General features: G+C 72.5%; 17 protein-coding genes and 1 pseudogene. 4 read left to right on the top strand and 14 right to left on the bottom strand.

Going from position 1 to position 18523, the window contains the following annotated elements; genetic code table 11:
* Positions 1 to 2: 2 nt before the first annotated feature.
* From RS86_RS20000 to RS86_RS16425, 6 genes are all read right to left on the bottom strand, one after another.
* Positions 3 to 443: a hypothetical protein gene (locus RS86_RS20000; protein WP_052680339.1), complete on the bottom strand. Its 441-nt coding sequence runs from the start codon at positions 441 to 443 to the stop codon at positions 3 to 5.
* On the bottom strand, positions 443 to 1552 hold the full coding sequence (gene tsaD / locus RS86_RS16445; RefSeq protein ID WP_045273361.1) for a tRNA (adenosine(37)-N6)-threonylcarbamoyltransferase complex transferase subunit TsaD: 1110 nt from the start codon (positions 1550 to 1552) through the stop codon (positions 443 to 445). The genes RS86_RS20000 and tsaD overlap by 1 nt, the downstream gene beginning before the upstream one ends.
* Entirely contained in the window at positions 1545 to 2156 is a 612-nt protein-coding gene (gene rimI / locus RS86_RS16440) for a ribosomal protein S18-alanine N-acetyltransferase (protein WP_235281805.1), read from the bottom strand. The genes tsaD and rimI overlap by 8 nt, the downstream gene beginning before the upstream one ends.
* Positions 2153 to 2803: a tRNA (adenosine(37)-N6)-threonylcarbamoyltransferase complex dimerization subunit type 1 TsaB gene (tsaB, locus tag RS86_RS16435; RefSeq protein WP_045273360.1), complete on the bottom strand. Its 651-nt coding sequence runs from the start codon at positions 2801 to 2803 to the stop codon at positions 2153 to 2155. The genes rimI and tsaB overlap by 4 nt, the downstream gene beginning before the upstream one ends.
* A gap of 66 nt (positions 2804 to 2869) precedes the next feature.
* Positions 2870 to 4024, bottom strand: a complete 1155-nt coding sequence (locus RS86_RS16430) for a hypothetical protein (protein ID WP_052680338.1) — start codon at positions 4022 to 4024, stop codon at positions 2870 to 2872.
* Entirely contained in the window at positions 4021 to 5616 is a 1596-nt protein-coding gene (locus RS86_RS16425) for a sensor histidine kinase (RefSeq protein ID WP_045273359.1), read from the bottom strand. Before RS86_RS16425 ends, RS86_RS16430 begins: the two co-directional genes overlap by 4 nt.
* A 235-nt stretch (positions 5617 to 5851) precedes the next feature.
* Between RS86_RS16425 and RS86_RS16420 the strand changes: the two genes are divergently transcribed.
* Positions 5852 to 7069: a chitinase gene (locus RS86_RS16420; protein ID WP_052680337.1), complete on the top strand. Its 1218-nt coding sequence runs from the start codon at positions 5852 to 5854 to the stop codon at positions 7067 to 7069.
* A 252-nt stretch (positions 7070 to 7321) separates the two neighbouring features.
* Here RS86_RS16420 and RS86_RS16415 read toward each other — a convergent pair whose 3' ends face one another.
* The 8 genes and pseudogenes from RS86_RS16415 to coaA form a co-directional block, all read right to left on the bottom strand.
* Complete coding sequence (locus tag RS86_RS16415) at positions 7322 to 8233, bottom strand: response regulator transcription factor (protein ID WP_045273358.1); 912 nt, start codon at positions 8231 to 8233, stop codon at positions 7322 to 7324.
* 117 nt (positions 8234 to 8350) lie between these two features.
* A complete protein-coding gene (gene tsaE, locus RS86_RS16410; RefSeq protein ID WP_045273357.1) occupies positions 8351 to 8839 on the bottom strand; it encodes a tRNA (adenosine(37)-N6)-threonylcarbamoyltransferase complex ATPase subunit type 1 TsaE in 489 nt (162 codons plus the stop codon).
* On the bottom strand, positions 8836 to 9945 hold the full coding sequence (alr, locus tag RS86_RS16405) for an alanine racemase (RefSeq protein ID WP_045273356.1): 1110 nt from the start codon (positions 9943 to 9945) through the stop codon (positions 8836 to 8838). The genes tsaE and alr overlap by 4 nt, the downstream gene beginning before the upstream one ends.
* A 176-nt stretch (positions 9946 to 10121) precedes the next feature.
* A pseudogene (locus RS86_RS16400) lies at positions 10122 to 10469 on the bottom strand (holo-ACP synthase); the annotation flags it as partial.
* A 199-nt stretch (positions 10470 to 10668) separates the two neighbouring features.
* Complete coding sequence (gene glmS / locus RS86_RS16395) at positions 10669 to 12519, bottom strand: glutamine--fructose-6-phosphate transaminase (isomerizing) (protein ID WP_045273355.1); 1851 nt, start codon at positions 12517 to 12519, stop codon at positions 10669 to 10671.
* Between the two features lie 95 nt (positions 12520 to 12614).
* Complete coding sequence (locus tag RS86_RS20485; RefSeq protein WP_045273354.1) at positions 12615 to 13484, bottom strand: helix-turn-helix domain-containing protein; 870 nt, start codon at positions 13482 to 13484, stop codon at positions 12615 to 12617.
* 155 nt (positions 13485 to 13639) lie between these two features.
* Complete coding sequence (locus RS86_RS20680) at positions 13640 to 14677, bottom strand: MauE/DoxX family redox-associated membrane protein (protein ID WP_045273353.1); 1038 nt, start codon at positions 14675 to 14677, stop codon at positions 13640 to 13642.
* Between the two features lie 47 nt (positions 14678 to 14724).
* On the bottom strand, positions 14725 to 15675 hold the full coding sequence (gene coaA, locus RS86_RS16380; RefSeq protein ID WP_045273352.1) for a type I pantothenate kinase: 951 nt from the start codon (positions 15673 to 15675) through the stop codon (positions 14725 to 14727).
* 242 nt (positions 15676 to 15917) lie between these two features.
* Here coaA and RS86_RS20845 point away from each other — a divergent pair, with 242 nt between their 5' ends.
* The 3 genes from RS86_RS20845 (at position 15918) to RS86_RS16365 (ending at position 18385) form a co-directional block, all read left to right on the top strand.
* Positions 15918 to 16427, top strand: a complete 510-nt coding sequence (locus RS86_RS20845) for a hypothetical protein (protein WP_045273351.1) — start codon at positions 15918 to 15920, stop codon at positions 16425 to 16427.
* A gap of 118 nt (positions 16428 to 16545) precedes the next feature.
* The gene (locus tag RS86_RS16370) at positions 16546 to 17487 is read left to right on the top strand and encodes a Ppx/GppA phosphatase family protein (protein WP_045273350.1); all 942 of its coding nucleotides are present in this window, start codon (positions 16546 to 16548) and stop codon (positions 17485 to 17487) included.
* A 43-nt stretch (positions 17488 to 17530) separates the two neighbouring features.
* Complete coding sequence (locus tag RS86_RS16365) at positions 17531 to 18385, top strand: hypothetical protein (protein WP_052680336.1); 855 nt, start codon at positions 17531 to 17533, stop codon at positions 18383 to 18385.
* Positions 18386 to 18523: the final 138 nt, after the last annotated feature.

Genomic DNA, 18523 nt, shown 5'->3' with positions numbered 1-18523 from the left:
CGCTACCCGAACCAGCCGAACCGGTATCCCGCCCAGACGAGCCACCCTGCACTGTAGAGCGTCGCCACGATCCCGAGCGCGAGCGCCCAGACGGCGACCGCGCGACTCTCCCCCGACCGCCGCAGCGACATGATCGCGGCGATCACGGAGACGATCGCGACCGGGATCCCCCAGCCGACGAACAACGAGGCGAACAGGGCGACGATCGCCGACAGCAGCGCCCACGGCGCGAGCCGGGGTTCGGCGGAGGCACGCACCGGGGCCTCGGTGCCGTCCGTGGGGTGCCACTCCTCATGGGCCACCGCCGCGCCATCGCGGTCGAGTTCCAGATCCTCGGGCTCCAGCCCGCCGTCCAACTGCGGGCCGCTCTCCATGCCCACGGGCACGGGCGCCGTCGGCAGCCGCGTGTAGCGCTTCGGGTCCTTCCCGTCCTCGGTCGACATCATCCGACCTCGAGGCCGGCGCGGACGGGGGCGTCCTCCGCGGAGGCCCGGTCCTCGGCGACCTGGATCTCGGTCACCGGCAGCGTCGAGTCGGCGCCGAACGCGAGTGTGGAGGGCTGCCGACCGGAAGCGATGAGCTCGGCCGCGAGCCCCGCGATCATCGCGCCGTTGTCGGTGCACAGCGACAGCGGCGGGATCCGCACCGTGGCCCCGACCTCGGCGGCGCGGGCGAGCGCGACCTCGCGCAGTCGGCGGTTCGCGATCACGCCACCGCCGAGCAGCAGCCGGGGAACGCCCCGGTCGGCGCAGGCGGCGAGCGCCTTGGTCACGAGCACGTCGACCACGGCCTCGCGGAAGCTCGCCGCGACGTCCGCCACGGGGATCTCGGAGCCCGCGGCCTGCTCGCGCTCGATCCAGCGGGCGACGGCGGTCTTCAGCCCGGAGAAGGAGAAATCGTAGCGGTGCTTCTCCAGATCAGATGCACGGGACAACCCGCGCGGGAAGCGGATCGCCGCCGGATCGCCGCCCACGGCGGCCCTGTCGATCTCCGGTCCGCCGGGATAGGGCAGACCCAGAATCCGGGCGACCTTGTCGAAGGCTTCTCCGGCGGCGTCGTCGACCGTCTCGCCGAGCAGCTCGACGTCGGTCGTGAGGTCGCGCACGTGCAGCAGCGAGGTGTGCCCGCCGGAGACGAGCAGCGCGATCGTGGGGTACTCCAGAGGCACGGAATCGGGCGTGAGGATGTCGGCCGCGATATGCCCGACGAGGTGGTTCACGGCGTACAGGGGCTTGCCGAGCGACACCGCCAGCCCCTTCGCGGCGCCGATGCCGACCATGAGCGCCCCCGCGAGGCCCGGCCCGCTCGTCACGGCGACGGCGTCGAGATCCTCGAGCCGCACCTGCGCCTCGGCGAGCGCCCGCTCGATGGCCGGCTGCATCTCCTCCAGGTGCGCACGGGCGGCGACCTCCGGCACCACGCCGCCGTAGCGCGCGTGCTCGTCCATGCTCGACGCGATCGTGTTGGACAGCAGGGTGCGCCCGCGGACGATCCCGATCCCGGTCTCGTCGCAGCTCGTCTCGATCCCGAGCACGAGAGGCTGGTCAGTCATCGGATCCCTTCACGTCTGCAGGATTCCTGTCATTCTGCAGGACGGATCCGGCCGGATCGCCCTCAGAACCGGCATTCGTCCTGCCGTCTTGCACGTTCGCGTCCGCCGACGCAGGGCCCTGGGACGTCCACGCGCGGAGGTCGAGCCTCATGATCACGGCGTCCACGTCATCGGGCTGGTAGTAGCCGGCGCGGCGTCCGATCTCGGCGAACCCCTCCGAGAGGTACAGCCTCTGGGCCACCGGGTTGTCCGCGCGCACCTCGAGGAACACCTCGTGGGCGCCGCGCGCTGCGGCCTCGGCGAGCAACGCGCGCAGCAGCGCCCTGCCGCGGCCGGATCCGCGATGCGCGGCATCGAGCGCGATGGTCTGGATGTCGCTGTCGGCGGATCCGCGCAGCGCGCGCACGCCTCCGTAGCCGACGACGACCTCGCCCGCACCCTGCGCCGAGGAACCTGTCGCCGGCTCCACGTCGACGAGGTAGCGGCCGTGCGGGCTCGAGAGCTCGGCCGCCATCAGCTCCGCGCTCCACGCGTCGGTCGGGAACGAGCGCCGTTCGATGAGCATGATCGCGTCGAGGTCGGCGGCGGTCGCCGCGCGGATCACGGCCCGACCTTCTTGGGCGCCGACGGGACGCGCGCGTCCGGAGGGCGCAGGTAGAGCGGCTCGGATCCGGTGAGGGTGCGACCGGCTGCGACGGCGCGGCGGGCGATGCGCGCGACGGCGGCGCCCGAGATCGCGGTGACCTCGATGCGGCGCAGCGCGCCGAGCTTGCGGTCGACGTCGGCCTGCGGCACGAGCACCGTGTCGACCACCGCGTGCGGGATGCCGTCGACGTCGATGCCCTCGTACACGGTCACCGCGGTCTCGCGGCGGCGGGCGTCGGTGAGGATCGCGAACGGCTCGGCGGGGGCGTCGGTCTCGATGACCTCGAGTGCCGCGGCATGGTGGCTCGGCACGGCGATGACGGGGACCCCGCGGCCGAGGGCGAACGCGCGCGCGGCGGCGATGCCGATCCGCAGTCCCGTGAACGGGCCTGGCCCCATGCCGGCCGCGACATGCGTGAGCGGATCCGGATCCGGCTCGTCATCGGACTCGGGGGACGGCGCAGCGGCCAGGACCTGCTCCAGCAGGGAGCCGATCGCCTCCGCGTGTCCGAGGCGACCCGTCTGCGACACGTCGGCGAGGGTGCGTCCGTCCCGGCCGATCAAGCCGACGGCCGAGCCGAGTGAGGTGTCCACGCCGAGAATCACCCCTCCAGGTTAGCCGCCGCCGTCCTCGACCGGTCCCTGCGCGCGGCCCGCCGCGGATCCCGCGGGTCAGCGGGCCAACGCCCCTGCCCGCTCCCAGCGATCGCCGCCGCGGTCCTGGGCGAGGGTCGCGGCGTCGGCGGCGGCGGCCGACAGCCCGTCGAGGTCGTAGTCCGCGGCCGCAGCTCCCGCCCAGCCGACGCTCGCCGACACGCGCACAGAGGCGCGGGGGCCGGAGTCCTCGATCGTCGAGACCTGCTGCAGCAGGACGCGCAGCTCGCGGCGCACGGCCTCCTCTGAACCGGGCAGAAGGGCCAGCGCCTGCACGTCGGAGACCCGCTCGACGTCGGCCGTCACGGGCAGCGCGTCGAGCACGTGTGCGTGGAACGCGTCAACGATGCTGGCGAATGCAGCGGTGCCGGAGGCCTCCTGCAGGTCGGTGGGGTCGTCCAGCCGGATGTCCAGCAGCGACCAGGACGGATCCTGCGCGCGCTGTGCGCGGGCGAGACGCGCCCGCAGCGCCGTGCCGTCGCCCTCGGGCCGGCCTCCCCTGCCTCCGCCGCGCAGCAGCACCTCGCCGCGGGCGAGCAGCACGATCGTGATGGCGGCGCACTGACTGGTCAGCAGGATGCCGACGCCGTTGATGTCGCGGAGCATGCGCAGCTCATCGCCGGGAGCGGATCCGACGCCCGTGAGGCCGGCGACGATGCCGAACGCGGCGACCACGACGAACGCGGACGAGATCAGCGCCAGCGGCAGCACGACGTCCCGCGCGCTGATCCGCAGCCGGAACAGCTCCCACGCGGAGAGCCCTGCGAACACGGCGGCAGCGGAGAACACGATGCGGAACACGGTCGGATATGCGTCGGAGGTGCTGGACGCCGTGAGCAGCGCAGGACCGATCACGACGAACGCCACCGCGGCGGGCCAGAGCGGGCGCTTCCCGGCGTAGTAGCGGATGCCGAGCCACAGTAGCGGTTCGAAGCTCACGATCAGGCCCGACGACAGCGCACGCAGCGGGGCGCTGTCGAACTGGTTCGCGGCCACCCACACGTAGGTCGCGAGCATCGCGACGCCGAACCCGACCGACCACGTGATGGTCGCCCTGCTGGGGCGCGGCATGAGCGCCAGACCGAACACCAGCGCGGCGGACAGGGTCACCAGCGCGACGAGCGTCACGGACGTGTTCACGGTGATGCCCACGGGGGCGGTGAGCGGGGTCATGCGTCGTTCCTCTCCGGGCGCCGCGGCAGGAGGACGCGCATGCGCGTGCCTTCGCCGAGCCTGCTGCTGACGTCGATGTCGCCGTGATGGGCGGTCACGATGTCCCGCACCGCCACGAGGCCGAGGCCGGTCCCCGGCACGCCGCTGCGCTCGGCCCGCTCGCCGCGGAAGTACGGCTGGAAGAGCTGCTCCACGTCGGCGGGCGCCATGCCGGTTCCGGTGTCCTCCACGACGACCTCCGCCCTGGCGTCGTCGGCGACGCCGAGCGAGATGAGGATGGATCCGCCGGCGGCGGTGTACTTGACGGCGTTGCTGAGCAGGTTGTCGATCACCTGCCGCAGGCGGAACGCGTCCCCGTAGATGAGCAGCGTCGTCTCCCCCGCCAGGTCGACCCGCAGCCGGTTCGCCGTCGCCGTGGGCAGGAACGAGGACACCGACGCCTGCACCAGGGCGTGCAGGTCGACAGGCTCCGACAGCACGCGCGGGCGGGGCCGGGACACGTCCAGGGCCGTCGTGACCAGATCCTGCATGCGTTCGGCGGCGCCCGCGACGACGCCCAGCTGGTCGGCGGCGCGGGCCGGCAGATCGTCGCGCTCGAGCAGCAGGTCGACGTGCCCGACGATCGCGGTGAGCGGGTTGCGCAGCTCGTGCGTGAGGATCGCCGACATCAGCCGGCGCTCCTCGGCCGCGGCGAGCCGGGCCGTGACGTCGTCGATCTTGACCAGCATGACCGCGCCCTGATCGGCGTCGCTCGCGATCGGCTGCGCGTCGACCTCGAGCGCCCGCCACTCGCCGTCGGCGCCGTAGAGCCACACCCGCTCGCCCGCGAGGTGCTCGCCGCGCGCGGCCCTGGCCAGCACGGTTCCCTCGACCGGGATCGACTCTCCCTCCCGGTCGTCGTACTCCACCGCGAGCGCGGGCAGCGCGAGCCCGTCGGCGTCCAGGCCGTACAGCCGCCGGTACGCGTCGTTCGCCTTCAGGATCGCGCCGTCCTCGCCGACCGCGGCGAGCGCCGTGTCCAGCGCGTCGATGATCTGGGTGACCCTGCGCTCGTGCGTCTCGGCCCGCCGCGCCACGCGGTCGATCTGCTCGGATCGGCGCCGCAGCAGACGGCGGGACGCACGCGAGCGGCGCACGCCGATCCGGATGGTGGTGCCGAGGAACCCGAGTCCGAACGCCGTGATGAGCACGCGCAGCACGACATCCGAGATCAGTCCGGTCTGGTTCGCGACGGTGAACAGGAACGCCGTGATGAGGGCGATGCCGCCGAACACCGCGATCATCGAGTAGTAGGTGGCGATCCACGTGATGGGAATCACCCAGAGGAACCCGAGCCGGATGTCGGGCGCCTGCGTCGTGAGGCCGATCGCGCAGATGTCGATCATCGGGACCGCGAGGATTCCCGCGGGCGGAATGCGGTCCCACGGCAGCACCAGCACCACGGCCGTGGTCAGCACCGACAGCGCGAGCCCGGCGGTGAAGAGCGGCGTGGCGAAGATGGTCGGCTTGAGGGCTGCCACGAGCACAGCGATCGCGACCGTGGTGCTGACGAAGATGAGCTGCCAACGCCAGATCGACGCCCTGCGGGACATGCCGATCCTCTCTCCTGCGCGGCGCGGAACCTGATGCGGGATGCATCGGCGGGGCCCGGCCCGGCCGGGTCGCTCAACGCTTCCGCAAGGTTATCCAAAGAAGCGCCGAAGGCCCTTCAACGGATATATCGCGCCGCCTAGCATCGCAGCAACGAAGGTCCCCCACCAGACCGGATCCCCACTTTCCATGGCGGATCCCTCGACGCCACGACGGGCAGAAAGCGAGCGTGCTGCGATGACCAGCCCCTCTGCAACCCCGTCCGGCGGGCGCTCGTCCGTCTGGCGTGTGCTGGTGGGCCTGCTCGTCGCCCTCACCGTCGCGACCGGCATCATCGTGGTCCCGTGGTTCCTCCTCCGCGACGAGGCGGCTCCCGGCGCCTCCGCGGGCCCCCGCTGGTTCGGCGGCTACTACGACGTCACGGCGGCGCACCCGGACACGGCCGCCCTGCCCGGCGCCGGCTCCGATGCGGTGGTGCTCGCGTTCGTCACCGCCGGGCCCGGCGGTGCGTGCACCCCGACCTGGGGCGGCGTCTACTCGCTCGCCGAGGCGAGCCGGGCACTCGACATGGACCGCCGGATCGCCCAGAAGCGCGAGGCGGGCGCCGCCGTCACGGTGTCGTTCGGCGGCGCCAGGGGTACCGAGCTCGCCAGCGCCTGCGGAACGGTCGGCGATCTGATCGGCGCCTACGCGAACGTGCTCGAGCGCTACACGATCACGACGGTCGACCTCGACCTGGAGAACGCGGCGCTCGGCGATGTCGTCGCCGGGGACCGCCGCGCGGCGGCGATCGCGGGGTTGCAGGGGCGAGCGCGGGCGAAAGGCTCGGATCTCTCCGTCTGGCTCACGCTCCCCTCGGACCAGGAGGGGCTCGGCACCGACGGGCTGCGGGCGATCCGCCAGCTGCTGCAGGCGGGCGTGCGTCTCGCCGGTGTCAACACGATGACGATGGACTACGGCGCACCGCTCGCAGACCGATCGATGGCAGGGGCCGCGATCACGGCACTCACGGCGGTGCACGATCAGCTCGGCCGCCTCTACGAGGATCTGCACCTCGCCCTGCCCGCGGGCGGCGCGTGGGCGATCATGGGCGCGACGCCGATGATCGGGCAGAACGACGTGCACGACGAGGTGTTCGCCCTCGACGATGCGGCGACGCTGAACGCCTTCGCTCAGAAGCAGCGCCTCGCCCGCGTCTCGATGTGGTCGCTCAACCGCGACCGCGCCTGCGGCGCCGACCACCCCGATGCGCGCACCGCCTCCGATTCCTGCAGCGGCATCGCGCAGGGCGAGGCGGACTTCGCCGCCGTGCTGGGCCGCGGGTTCGCGATCGACCCGACGCTCGCCCCGAACCCCGCACCGACCGCGTCCGCGGCGGGCGAGGCGACGGCGCCGTTCACAGGCTCGCCGGCACCGCCGCCGGCATCGACCCCCGCTCCGACCAGGGACCCGTAACCGGGACGGAGCGGGTGGCGCCTCGGGACAAGGCGCCACCCCGCTCCCGGGACCCTGCCCGGGAGCGGGACCGGACACCGATTGGGGAGTCGATGCCGGTATGCGGAGGCCGGGTGCCGATCGGGATCGGCGCCCGGAACTCCCGCGGGCCGCACGGGACCGGCCCGCGCACACGGGGCGATGAAACGGATCGCCGACGGGGCGCCGAGCGGGGGTTCGGCGCCCTGCCCGTGCGCCGCGGCGAAAGGCCGATCAGCTCCGGACCGGCGCGCCGTCCGAATGCGCGGTGAGGCGGTAGCCCACGCCGCGCACGGTCTCGATGTACCGCGGCTCGGCGGTGCTGTCGCCGATCTTGCGGCGGAGGTTCGCCATGTGCGCCTCGATCGCGCGCTTGTCGGGCTCGCCCACGTACGACGCGGATCCGAACGCCTCTCCGCGCAGCACGAGCGCCAGATCCGCCTTGCTGCGCACGCGGCGCTTGGATTCGAGCAGGGTCGCGAGCAGGTCGAACTCGGTCGGGGTCAGCTCGACCTCCCGCTGTGCCACGAGCACGGTGTGCGTGACCGGATCCAGGCTGATGTCGCGGTGCGCATGCCAGTGCCCCGCGCCGCCGGTCGCAGAGACCGCGGCCGTGGCGGAGGGGTTGCGGGCGGGCGCCGGCTGTCCGTCGATAGGGGCGCCGGGCTCCGGGGCGGTACTCGCGGCGCGCGGCGGCTCGGCTGTGCCTGTGGCCGCGCTTGTGGCCGCCGGCCCCTTGCCGACTGGCCCCGCGCCGACCGGATCGGCGTTGCGCGGACGGCGCAGCAGCGCCTCGATGCGGGCGCGGAGCTCGCGGGGACGGAACGGCTTGACCAGATACTCGTCGGCGCCGGAGGTGAGGCCCAGCACGACGTCGGACTCCTCGCCCAGGGCGGACAGCATGATGATGAAGGTCGCGCTCACGGCGCGGATCCGCCGGGCGGCCTCGAAGCCGTCGATCCCGGGCAGGTTGATGTCGAGGGTCGTGATGATCGGCGCGTGCGCCGCGACCGCCGCCACGCCCTCGAGGCCCGTTCCGGCGAGCACGGTGCGGAAGCCGGCGGCACGGAACACCTCGTCGAGCAGTGAGCGGACATCCGGATCGTCCTCGATGATGACCGCGGTCTTCGTGTCGTCTTCGCTCATACTCTTCCCTGCGCTTCGGTCGTCTGCATCATACCGATATGCCCGTGAGGCGATGCCACGCGGATCCCTCGGCCGTGGCGTCGCCCCGGCGGCGCGGGCGTCTCCGCGGCAGTCGCTTCAGCGGGCGGTCGCGCGCGTGATCGTGACCATGCGCGGGGCGTCGGCGTCGAGCTCCTCGGGTGAGAGGTCGTCGGCGCCCGCGCCGACCGGGCGCTCGAGCTCGATGTCCCACCAGGCGTCGGCGAGCTCCTCGGCCATACCTCGCCCCCACTCGATCACGACGACGGATCCCGGCGCGTCGACGTCGAGGTCGTCCAGCTCCGCGGCGGATCCGAGCCGGTACGCGTCCATGTGCACGAGGGGGGCTCCCCCGACCAGCGAAGGGTGCGTGCGGGCGATCACGAACGTCGGGCTCTGCACGGGTCCGCGCACGCCGAGGCCTTCGGCGAGTCCGCGCGTGAACGTCGTCTTCCCCGCGCCGAGCGGGCCGGTGAGGATCAGGACGTCACCGGCGACCAGGTCGGATCCGATCCTGCGGCCGATCTCCTCCATGGCTTCGGAGGTGCGGATCTCGTGCCGCCCTGCCAGGTCGTCGAGCGCGGTCACGACACGCTCCGGCGCGGCACGCGCTGCCCGATCCTCGTCACGATCTCGTAGTTGATGGTGCCGGCGGCTTCGCCCCAGTCCGCCGCGGAGGGCAGCCCGAGCGTCGGATCGCCGAACAGCACGGCCTCATCGCCCACGGCGACGGGGGCGTCGCCGACGTCGACGAGGAACTGGTCCATCGCGATGCGCCCGGCGACCGTGTAGCGGCGCCCGCCGATCTGCACCGGACCGCGGCCCGAGGCGCCGCGAGGCACGCCGTCGGCGTAGCCGAGCGGGATGAGCGCGAGCGTGGTCTCGGCCTCCGTGCGGTGCGTGTAGCCGTAGGACACGCCGGTGCCGGCGGGCACCCGGCGCACCGCGGCGACGGCGCCGCGCAGGGTCATCGCGGGGCGCAGGCCGAGATCGGCCGAGCTGCGGTCCTCGAACGGGCTGAGCCCGTACAGCCCGATCCCGATCCGCACCGCATCGAGCCGGGTCTGCGGCACGTCGATGGCCGCGGCGGTCGCGGCGATGTGGCGCACCTCCGGGGCGATGCCGAGCGACGCCGCCTCGGCGCACGCCGTCTCGAAGGCGGCGAGCGCGGCCAGATCGTCCTCGGGCGACGTGTTGGACACATGGCTGAACAGGCCCACGATGCGCAGGCGCCCGATCCGTTCGAGGCGCGCCGCCTCCGCCAGCAACCGGGAGCGGTCGTCCGGGGCGATGCCGTTGCGGCTCAGTCCCGTCTCGAACTTGAGGTGCACCCGGACCGGATCCGACCCGTGGCTCGCCTCGGACGCGGCGAGAAGCTGCTCGAAACTCGAGATCCCGAGATCGATGCCGGCCTCGGCCGCGTCGTCGAAACGGCGGCCGGGGGCGTGCAGCCAGGCCAGGATCCGCGCGTTGACGCCCGCGCGGCGCAGGTCGAGACCCTCCTCGACCGTGGCGACGCCGAGGCTGGTCGCCCCGCCCGCGAGCGCGGCGACGGCCGCCGCGGCGGCGCCGTGCCCGTACGCGTTCGCCTTCACGACACCGATCACGTCGACGCCGGTGAGTCGGCGCAGATGCCGGGTGTTGTCGCTGATCGCATCGAGGTCGATCGTCGCCTCGCGGAAGGGCGCGGTCATGCCTGCCCCTCCCCCGCGACGCGGTCCCGGCCCGCCGGATCCTGTCGAGGCCCCCCTGCAGCATCCGCGCCCCCGCTGAGGTGCGCACCTGCGAGGGGGTCCCGGTGCTCAGAGGGGGCGTCGACGGATCCGGCCCGGACGGATCCGGCCCCGCCGGGCGCGGCCTCGGACTCGCGGGACTCCGCCACCACGTACGCGGAGGCGAGCCCCGCGTCGTGGGTGAGGGAGAGGTGCAGCGTGGTGATGCCGCGCTCGGCGACGGCGGCCGCGGTGCTGCCGCTCAGCACGAAGTACGGCCGGCCCGAAGGCTCGGACGCGATCTCGATCTCGGTCCAGTGCACCCCGTCGGATCCGCCCAGCGCCTTGATCAGCGCCTCCTTCGCCGCGTAGCGCGCGGCGAGCGACGGGAGCCTCAGCCCCTGCTCCGACGGCGCGAACAGCCGCTGCATGAGCCGCGGCGTACGGGCGACGGTCCGCTCGAATCGCGGGATGTCCACGAGGTCGATGCCGGTGCCGATGATCACCGATTCAGCCTACCGGGCAGGATCCGCGCCACCTGGACCCACCGGCAGGATCCGCGAACTCACCGGATCCTGCCGAGTGCACCGCCTCTTCACGTCAACAACCCGTGCACTCGACAAGTACCCGTGCACTCGGCGCGGATGGACCGAGCCGAAGCGAAACCCGGGAACCGGAAACCCGGGAACCACAGAAGCCCCGGCGTCACTCCACCGTGACGGACTTGGCCAGGTTGCGGGGCTGGTCCACGTCGAGGCCCTTCGCGGTGGCGAGCGCCATGGCGAAGATCTGCAGCGGGACGACCGCGAGGAGCGGCTCGAACAGGGCACCGGCGAGCGGGATGCGGATGACCTCGTCGGCGAACGGCAGCACGGCCGCGTCGCCCTCCTCGGCGATCACGATCACACGGGCGCCGCGCGCGCGGATCTCCTGGATGTTGGAGACGACCTTCGCGTGCAGCAGTGCGGAGTGCCGCGGCGACGGAACGAGCACGAACACCGGCTGGCCGGGCTCGATCAGGGCGATCGGGCCGTGCTTGAGCTCGCCGGCGGCGAAGCCCTCGGCGTGGATGTAGGAGATCTCCTTGAGCTTGAGCGCGCCCTCGAGCGCGATCGGGTAGCCCACGTGGCGTCCGAGGAACAGCACGGAGCGGGTGTCCGCCATCCAGCCCGCGAGCTGCGTGACGTGCGCCTGCTCCTCCGCGAGCACCTCGGCGATCTTCGCGGGCAGCGCGTCGAGCTCGGCCACGGCGGCCGCGCCGTCGGCGGCGGAGAGCGTCCCGCGCACCCGGCCCGCGTGCAGGCCGAGCAGCAGCAGCGCCGTGATCTGCGCGACGAACGCCTTGGTCGACGCGACCGCGACCTCGGGGCCGGCGTGCGTGTAGACCACCGCGTCGGACTCGCGCGGGATCGTGGCGCCCTGGGTGTTGCAGATGGACAGGGTGCGCGCGCCGCGCTCGCGGGCGTACTTGACCGCCATGAGCGTGTCCATCGTCTCGCCGGACTGGCTGATCGACACGACGAGGGTGTTCTCGCCGATCACCGGGTCGCGGTAGCGGAACTCGTGCGCGAGCTCGACGTCCACCGGCACGCGCGCCCACTGCTCGAGCGCGTACTTGCCGACCATGCCCGCGTACGACGCGGTTCCGCAGGCGGTGATGATGATGCGATCCACGCCGCGGAACAGATCGTCGGATCCGTCCAGCTCCGGGATGACGACGGCGCCGTCCCGCACGCGGCCGCGGATCGTGTTCGCGACGGCGTCGGGCTCCTCGGCGACCTCCTTGGCCATGAAGCTCGGCCAGCCGCCCTTCTCGGCGGACGTGGCGTCCCACGAGACGTCGAACGGCTCCGGCGTGACGGCCGCGCCGGCGAAGTCTGTGACGGTGACCTCGGAGGGCGTGATGGCCACGATCTGGTCCTGGCCGATCGCGAGCGCACGGCGGGTGTGCTCGACGAAGGCGGCGACGTCCGATCCGAGGAAGTTCTCCCCGTCGCCGAGGCCGATCACGAGCGGCGAGTTGCGACGTGCGGCGACGACGAGACCCGGCTCGTCCTGGTGCACGGCGAGCAGGGTGAAAGCGCCTTCGAGGCGGTTCACGACGGCGCGGAACGCCTCCTTGAGATCGCCCGTGCGGCGGTACTCGCGGCCGACGAGGGCCGCGGCGACCTCGGTGTCGGTCTCGCTGCGGAAGGTCACGCCCTCGGCCTCGAGTTCGGCGCGGAGAGCGGCGAAGTTCTCGATGATGCCGTTGTGGATGAGCGCGAGCTTGTCGTCGTCGGCGAGGTGCGGGTGCGCGTTCGCATCGGTCGGGCCGCCGTGCGTGGCCCAGCGCGTGTGCCCGATCCCGGTGCTGCCGTCGGCGAGCGCGGCGTCGGCGAGCGAGTCGCGCAGCATCTGCAGCTTGCCGGCCTTCTTGCGCATGTTGAGGGATCCGGCCTCATCGATGACGGCGATGCCGGCCGAGTCGTACCCGCGGTACTCGAGGCGGGCGAGGCCCGCGAGCAGGATGTCCTGGCTGGGGCGCGGCCCCACGTATCCGACGATTCCACACATGGATTCCAGGGTACGGCCGTGATTTTGCGCGGGTTCCGTACGAATCTAGGTCGCGCTCGATCACGGGATCGGATCCCGAGGCCGTCCGCGCTCCTTCAGGCGCGTCCGGCCCGGCGCACGATGCGCGGAGACGGCAGTCCCGACCGGGCGAAGGCGCGGCGAAGCCCTGCCGCGTCCGGGAAGCCCGAGTGCGCCGCGATCTCGGCGATGCCGAGCGGCGCGCAGTCGGCGTCGCTCATGAGCTCACGGGCCAGCTCCACGCGGATCCGGCGCAGCTCCTCCGCGGGCGCGCTGTCCTCGGCCGCGAACAGCCGCTGCAGCTGCCGCACCGACATGTGCATGTCGTGCGCGAGCGCCACGACGCCGAAGTCCCGCTCCGCCCGCCGCGCCCGCATGATCGAGCGCGCCCGATCGATGCGCCCGGCCTCGCCGTCGTGGAGCACATGGGGGGCGGCCTCCACCAGCACGCCGAACACCATCTCGGCGAGCAGTCGTTCCACGAGGCGATCCGTGATCACCGTCGGCTCGGTGTGCTGCGTGAGCAGCGAGGACAGGAACGCCTGCAGGCCGAGGCCCAGCGGACTCGGCGCGATCACCAGGCCGGTGCCGGGCAGCACGGGCTCGATCTCGGAGAGCGCGGACCACGGCACCCACAGGCACATCACGGCGCCCGCGCCGATCGCGATCACCCTCGTGTCGTGGTGAGGGCGGAGGAAGCAGAGGGATCCGGGCGGGGCCTGCTGCGGCGCGCCGTCATCGCAGGAGATCGTGAGCGGGATCTCGGCGATGAGCATCACGGCGCTCTCCTCGCCGTCGGCCGGCCGGGCGGGCCACCACCATTCGGCCCCCGCCTGCAGGGTGTGCCCTGTCGCCAGCACGCCATGGAAGCGTCGAGCGACGTCGAGCTGCTCCTGCCGCATCCCCCGCGGCAGCATGGTCGCGCGGGTGTCCACCACGATCCCCATCGGAGACCTCCCCACAAGGTCCCGCGGGTGCGGCTCCCCAGCCGCAGGAACCCGCGTTTCCGTCACTCTACGCCTGTGGCGCCCTTCAGGAGGATCGCTTTTCCGAACGGAGGAGAGATTTTCGCGAACGCCCTGCGCGCGGCCCGCCCTCCCGCTCACGGCGCGGGCGGCCGCTCCCCGTGCAGGCTCTCGTAGATGTCCTCCACGAACTCGGCGACCTGCGGTGCGCCGGACACGGGGCCGCCCGCCAGCAGGCCGTCGGCCCCGAGCAGGATCGCGCTCGGCGTCATCCAGGCATCGGCGAAGGTCGCACTCACGTATCTGCTCGCGTCGTGCAGCGTCTGCGGCTCCTCCGCCGAGGTGAGCGTGCTGCCCTCGGGATCGCTGCGCAGCAGGAACCGCACGGAGACCTCCGGCAGCAGCTCCCGGTAGCGTTCGACGCTCTCGATCACGGGCGTGCAGGATCCGCATCCCTCCGAGACCGCAAGGAGCAGGACGGGCTCGCGCGCGGAGAGCTCCCTGAGCGTCACGGTCGTGCCGTCCCCGAGCTGCACCGGGACGGCGGGGGTGCGGCTGCGGAGGTAGTCCTCCGGTTCGCCCTCGTATCCGATCGCCGTCGGCGCCAGGGCGCCGGGACCGCTCACCGCTTCGGCGGACTCGGATCCCTTCTCCTGCACGAGCACGAACGTCGCGGCGACCGCGGCGAGCGCGACTGTCCACGGCCACAGCGCGACGGCGAGCACGGCGACGCCGCCCCACAGCGGCTGCGCGCCGATCGTGACCGCCGAGATGAGGGCCAGCAGCACGAGCCAGGCGTTGCGCAGCAGGGTGCGTCCGGTGATCGGGCGACGCTCCCCGAAGCACGCGCACGAGGCATCGGGCGTCTGCCGCCGCGCGCGCCACACCATCGCCAGGTAGGCCGCGAACAGGAGCACCGCCACGACGGCCGCGGCGATCCCGAGCGCTCCGCCGAGCAGCAGCAGCGCGACGGCGAGCACGAGCTCGCCGATCGGGTGGAACCGGATCAGCCACTCCCTGCGCAGCCCGGCGGGAACGCCCATGGCCTCCCAGCCGGCGGCGTCATCCGGGGTGCGGAGTTTTGCCACGCCGCTGACGACGAGCACCCCGATGAGGATGAGGGTCGACGTCCCGGCTGCGGCCGGGAGCAGGAAGGCGAAAGGAGCAGTCCCCATGGAGTCAGTATCCCAGCCGAGTGCGACGTCGGGGCGCGGTCGGAGTGTCAGAGCTTGCGCAGCAGCACGGACTCCACGGCGTGCGAGGCGCCCTTGTTCAGCACGAGCGTCGCGCGGTGCTTCGTCGGCATCACGTTCTCGATGAGGTTCGGCAGGTTGATCTCGTTCCAGTACCCCATCGCCGTCGTGACCGCCTCCTCGTCGGTGAGATGGGCGAAGACGTTGAAGTAGGACGACGGGTTCGTGAACGCGCCCTGCCTCAGGGCGAGGAAGCGGTCCACGTACCACTGGGCGATGTGGTCGAGCTCGGCGTCGACGAAGATCGAGAAGTCGAAGAGGTCGCTCACGGCGACGTCGTTCGGGGCGGGCGGCGGCTGCAGCACGTTCAGCCCCTCGACGATCACGACGTCCGGGCGGCGCACCACGACATGCGCATCGGGCACGATGTCGTAGCGGATGTGCGAGTAGAACGGGGCGCGCACCTCGGCGGCGCCGCTCTTCACCTTCGTGAGGAACTCGATCAGCGCACGGCGGTCGTACGACTCGGGGAAACCCTTGCGGTCCATGATCCCGCGCCGCTCGAGCTCGGCGTTGGGATACAGGAAACCGTCCGTCGTGACCAGCTCGACGCGCGGCGTGCCCGGCCAGCGGCTCATGAGCTCGCGCAGCAGGCGGGCGATGGTCGACTTGCCGACCGCGACGGATCCGGCCACGCCGACGACGAACGGCGTGGTGTCATCGGCTTCGCCGAGGAACTGGTTGGTGGCCTCGCCGAGACGCTTGGTCGAGGTCGCGTACAGGCTCAGCAGCCGGCTCAGCGGCAGGTAGACCTCCTTGACCTCTGTGGGGTCCAGCCGGTCGCCGATGCCGCGGATCTCGACGACCTCGGTCTCGCTGAGCGGCTGGTCGAGGTCGGCGGCGAGGCGCGCCCAGTCCGCACGGTCGATGCGACGGTACGGCGACAGCGGCGCGAGAGTGTCGGAGCTCACGCGCTCCATCGTATCGGCGTGCCGCCCGGCAATCGGCGACGCCGCGATTCCCGGGCCGGGACGAGCCGCTGATCGGATCACGACCGCCGTGGATCATTTGGCGACTCCGGCGTCATCCGTACGCCTGCGCGCGGCCAATCTGACGCTAGCAACTACCGACCTGACGCGCCATCCCCATGCGCGTTCGGTCTGCTCCCTGGGGAGGGGCCCTCTCCCCGGAGAAGTTCCGCAACAAGACACCGGAGTTATGCATGGAAGACACCACCTCGTCCCCCGCCCGTAGCGTCAGCCGCCGCGCACTCGTGAAGGGCGCCGCCTGGTCGGTACCCGTGATCGCCGTCGCCGCCGCGACCCCGCTCGCCGCGGCCTCGACCGCCACCAACGTCGGCGACTTCCACATCGACGGCACCTGTGGCGTCCTCGGCGTGCTCGGCCCCGGCTTCACCCTGACGGCCGGCTCCGCGCCGCTCCCCACGGGCACGATCATCAACATCACCGGCTCGGGCGTCGCGAACGTCGGCGTCTTCTCGGTCACCGGTGGCACCGCGACCGTCAACGTCCTCTCCGGCACCGCGCGTCAGATCACCCTGACCGCTCCCCTCGCCGCCGGCGCCACGATGGACTTCCGCACCACGCTGTCGATCTCGGTCGCGTTCCAGCTGACCGCCTCCACGACGCTTCCCACCGGCTTCGTCGCCGGTGGCGGCGCCAAGCAGAGCGGTGGCGTCAGCGCCACGCTCATCCTCTGCAGCGCCAGCTGAGCGGATCCATGCTGTCGGCTTCGGCCGGCGAAGGGGGCCGGGTCTCGTACCCGGCCCCCTTCTTGGTTCCGTGACATCGTTCCGCGGCCGGTTCACGCGCAGCGAGTAGTCTTCCTCCGTGCGTCTCGGAGTGCTCGACATCGGATCCAACACCGTCCATCTGCTCGCCGCCGACGTGCATCCCGGCGGCAGGCCGCTCGCGACCACGAGCGACCGCACCGTGCTGCGTCTCATGCGCTTCCTCACGCCGTCCGGCGCGATCAGCGAAGAGGGCGTGCAGGCGCTCGAGGCCTCGGTGCGGCAGGCGCGCGCGGTGGCGGCCCAGCAGCGCGTCGACGCCCTGCTCGCGACGGCGACGAGCGCCGTGCGCGAGGCGGCGAACGGCGCCGAAGTGATCGCCCGCGTCGAGGCCGCGCTCGGACAGCCGCTGCAGGTGCTCGACGGCGAGACCGAGGCGCGGCTGACCTTCCTCGCGGTGCGCCGCTGGTTCGGCTGGGCCGCGGGGCAGATCCTGCTGTTCGACATCGGCGGCGGATCCTTCGAGATGGCGGCGGGATCCGAGGAGCTCCCGGACATCGCCGCCTCCGTGCCGCTCGGCGCCGGGCGCTCCACCCTGATGTTCCTTCCCGACGATCCGCCGGGCGAGGAGGCCGTGGAGCGCCTCCGGGAGCATGCCGCAGATGTGTTCGCGCCGGTCGCGGCGCGGTTCTCGACGCTCCCCCGTGCCGAACACGTGGTCGGCTCGTCCAAGGCGATCCGATCGCTCGCCCGGCTCGTCGGCTATCAGGCGCCGGGCTGGTCGGGATCGGAGCGGATGCTGCTGCCGCGCGCGTCGCTCGGATCCTGGATCCCGCGTCTCGCGCGCCTGCCCGCCTCCGCTCGGCAGGAGCTGCCCGGCATCACCCCGGATCGCACGTTCCAGATCGTGGCGGCCGCGGTCGTGCTGCACACCGCCATGACCGCGATGAGGGTGGACGAGCTCGAGGTCTCCCCCTGGGCCCTCCGCGAGGGCGTGCTGCTGCGCTACATCGAGGATCGCGCGCGCGACGACGACGCCTGACGGATCCGCTCGCGAGCGGATCCGGATCCCCTACCCTGGTGTCATGAACGACGCGAGGGACCGGGGGACGCCGCGCGGCGAAGCGCCGAAGGGACTCACCCGACGAGAGCTGAGGCAGCGCCGCGAGGCTGCGGCGATCGCCGAGGTGTCAGGAGAGCGGATCGATCCGGGATCGGAGACGACGCCGACGCCGGATCCGTCCACGGAGCGGCATCCCGCCGCGCCGGCCTCCGAGGAGTCCGTGCGACCGCCCGGCGGCGTCTCGTTCGGCTCGCTCGCGGGCATGTTCGCGGCGCCCGCAGAGGAGACCTCCCCGCGTCCCACCGTGCTGACCGTGTGCACGGGGAACATCTGCCGGTCGCCGCTCGCGGAGTCGCTGCTGCGATCCCGGCTCGCGGAACTCGACCTGCGCGTGCACAGCGCCGGCACGCAGGCGCTCGTGGGCCACGGGATGACCGAGCCCGCCCAGAGGATCGCCGCGCAGCGCGGGGCGGCCGAGGCCGTCACCGCCGCGCACCGGGCACGGCTGCTCACCGAGCCGCTGCTCGACGATGCCGACCTGATCCTGACCATGACCGCCGAGCAGCGCGACTACGCCGTGCAGATGCTGCCACGGCGCCTGCACCGGATCTTCCCGGTCCGGGAGTTCGCCCGGCTGGTCCAGGGGGTCACCGACGCACAGGTGCGCGTGATCGCCGACGGCGCCGGATCCGATCCGCGCCGACGCCTCGTGGCGGTCGTCGAGACCGTCGCGGAACGCCGGGGAGGCTCCGCGCCGAAGGGCGAGGACGTCATCGACCCGTACCGGCGATCGGACGAGGTCTACGAGCAGTCGGCCGCCCAGCTGGTGCCGGCCCTCGCCGAGGTGGAGCGCGTGATCCGCGCCGCCCTCGCCTAGCAGGGCTCCCTCTGCATCACGGCCCTGCGCGACACACGAAGCGTCAACGTTCGACCTGATGTATACCTAAGCGTCATAATGTTTGCGGGGGCGGGACTTCTTGTCGGCATCCGCACGTCCGAAAGGGCATATCTCGCC

It is taken from the genome of Microbacterium azadirachtae (assembly GCF_000956505.1).
GTDB classification, from domain to species: domain Bacteria; phylum Actinomycetota; class Actinomycetes; order Actinomycetales; family Microbacteriaceae; genus Microbacterium; species Microbacterium azadirachtae_A.
This window is presented reverse-complemented; position numbering and strand designations above follow the sequence as displayed.

Coding starts and splice junctions, on each gene's coding strand:
- RS86_RS20000 (WP_052680339.1), bottom strand. CDS start 443: ATGTCGACCGAGGACGGGAAGGACCCGAAGCGCTACACGCGGCTGCCG.
- tsaD (WP_045273361.1), bottom strand. CDS start 1,552: ATGACTGACCAGCCTCTCGTGCTCGGGATCGAGACGAGCTGCGACGAG.
- RS86_RS16430 (WP_052680338.1), bottom strand. CDS start 4,024: ATGACCCCGCTCACCGCCCCCGTGGGCATCACCGTGAACACGTCCGTG.
- RS86_RS16425 (WP_045273359.1), bottom strand. CDS start 5,616: ATGTCCCGCAGGGCGTCGATCTGGCGTTGGCAGCTCATCTTCGTCAGC.
- RS86_RS16420 (WP_052680337.1), top strand. CDS start 5,852: ATGACCAGCCCCTCTGCAACCCCGTCCGGCGGGCGCTCGTCCGTCTGG.
- RS86_RS16415 (WP_045273358.1), bottom strand. CDS start 8,233: ATGAGCGAAGACGACACGAAGACCGCGGTCATCATCGAGGACGATCCG.
- alr (WP_045273356.1), bottom strand. CDS start 9,945: ATGACCGCGCCCTTCCGCGAGGCGACGATCGACCTCGATGCGATCAGC.
- glmS (WP_045273355.1), bottom strand. CDS start 12,519: ATGTGTGGAATCGTCGGATACGTGGGGCCGCGCCCCAGCCAGGACATC.
- RS86_RS20485 (WP_045273354.1), bottom strand. CDS start 13,484: ATGGGGATCGTGGTGGACACCCGCGCGACCATGCTGCCGCGGGGGATG.
- RS86_RS20680 (WP_045273353.1), bottom strand. CDS start 14,677: ATGGGGACTGCTCCTTTCGCCTTCCTGCTCCCGGCCGCAGCCGGGACG.
- coaA (WP_045273352.1), bottom strand. CDS start 15,675: ATGGAGCGCGTGAGCTCCGACACTCTCGCGCCGCTGTCGCCGTACCGT.
- RS86_RS20845 (WP_045273351.1), top strand. CDS start 15,918: ATGGAAGACACCACCTCGTCCCCCGCCCGTAGCGTCAGCCGCCGCGCA.
- RS86_RS16365 (WP_052680336.1), top strand. CDS start 17,531: ATGAACGACGCGAGGGACCGGGGGACGCCGCGCGGCGAAGCGCCGAAG.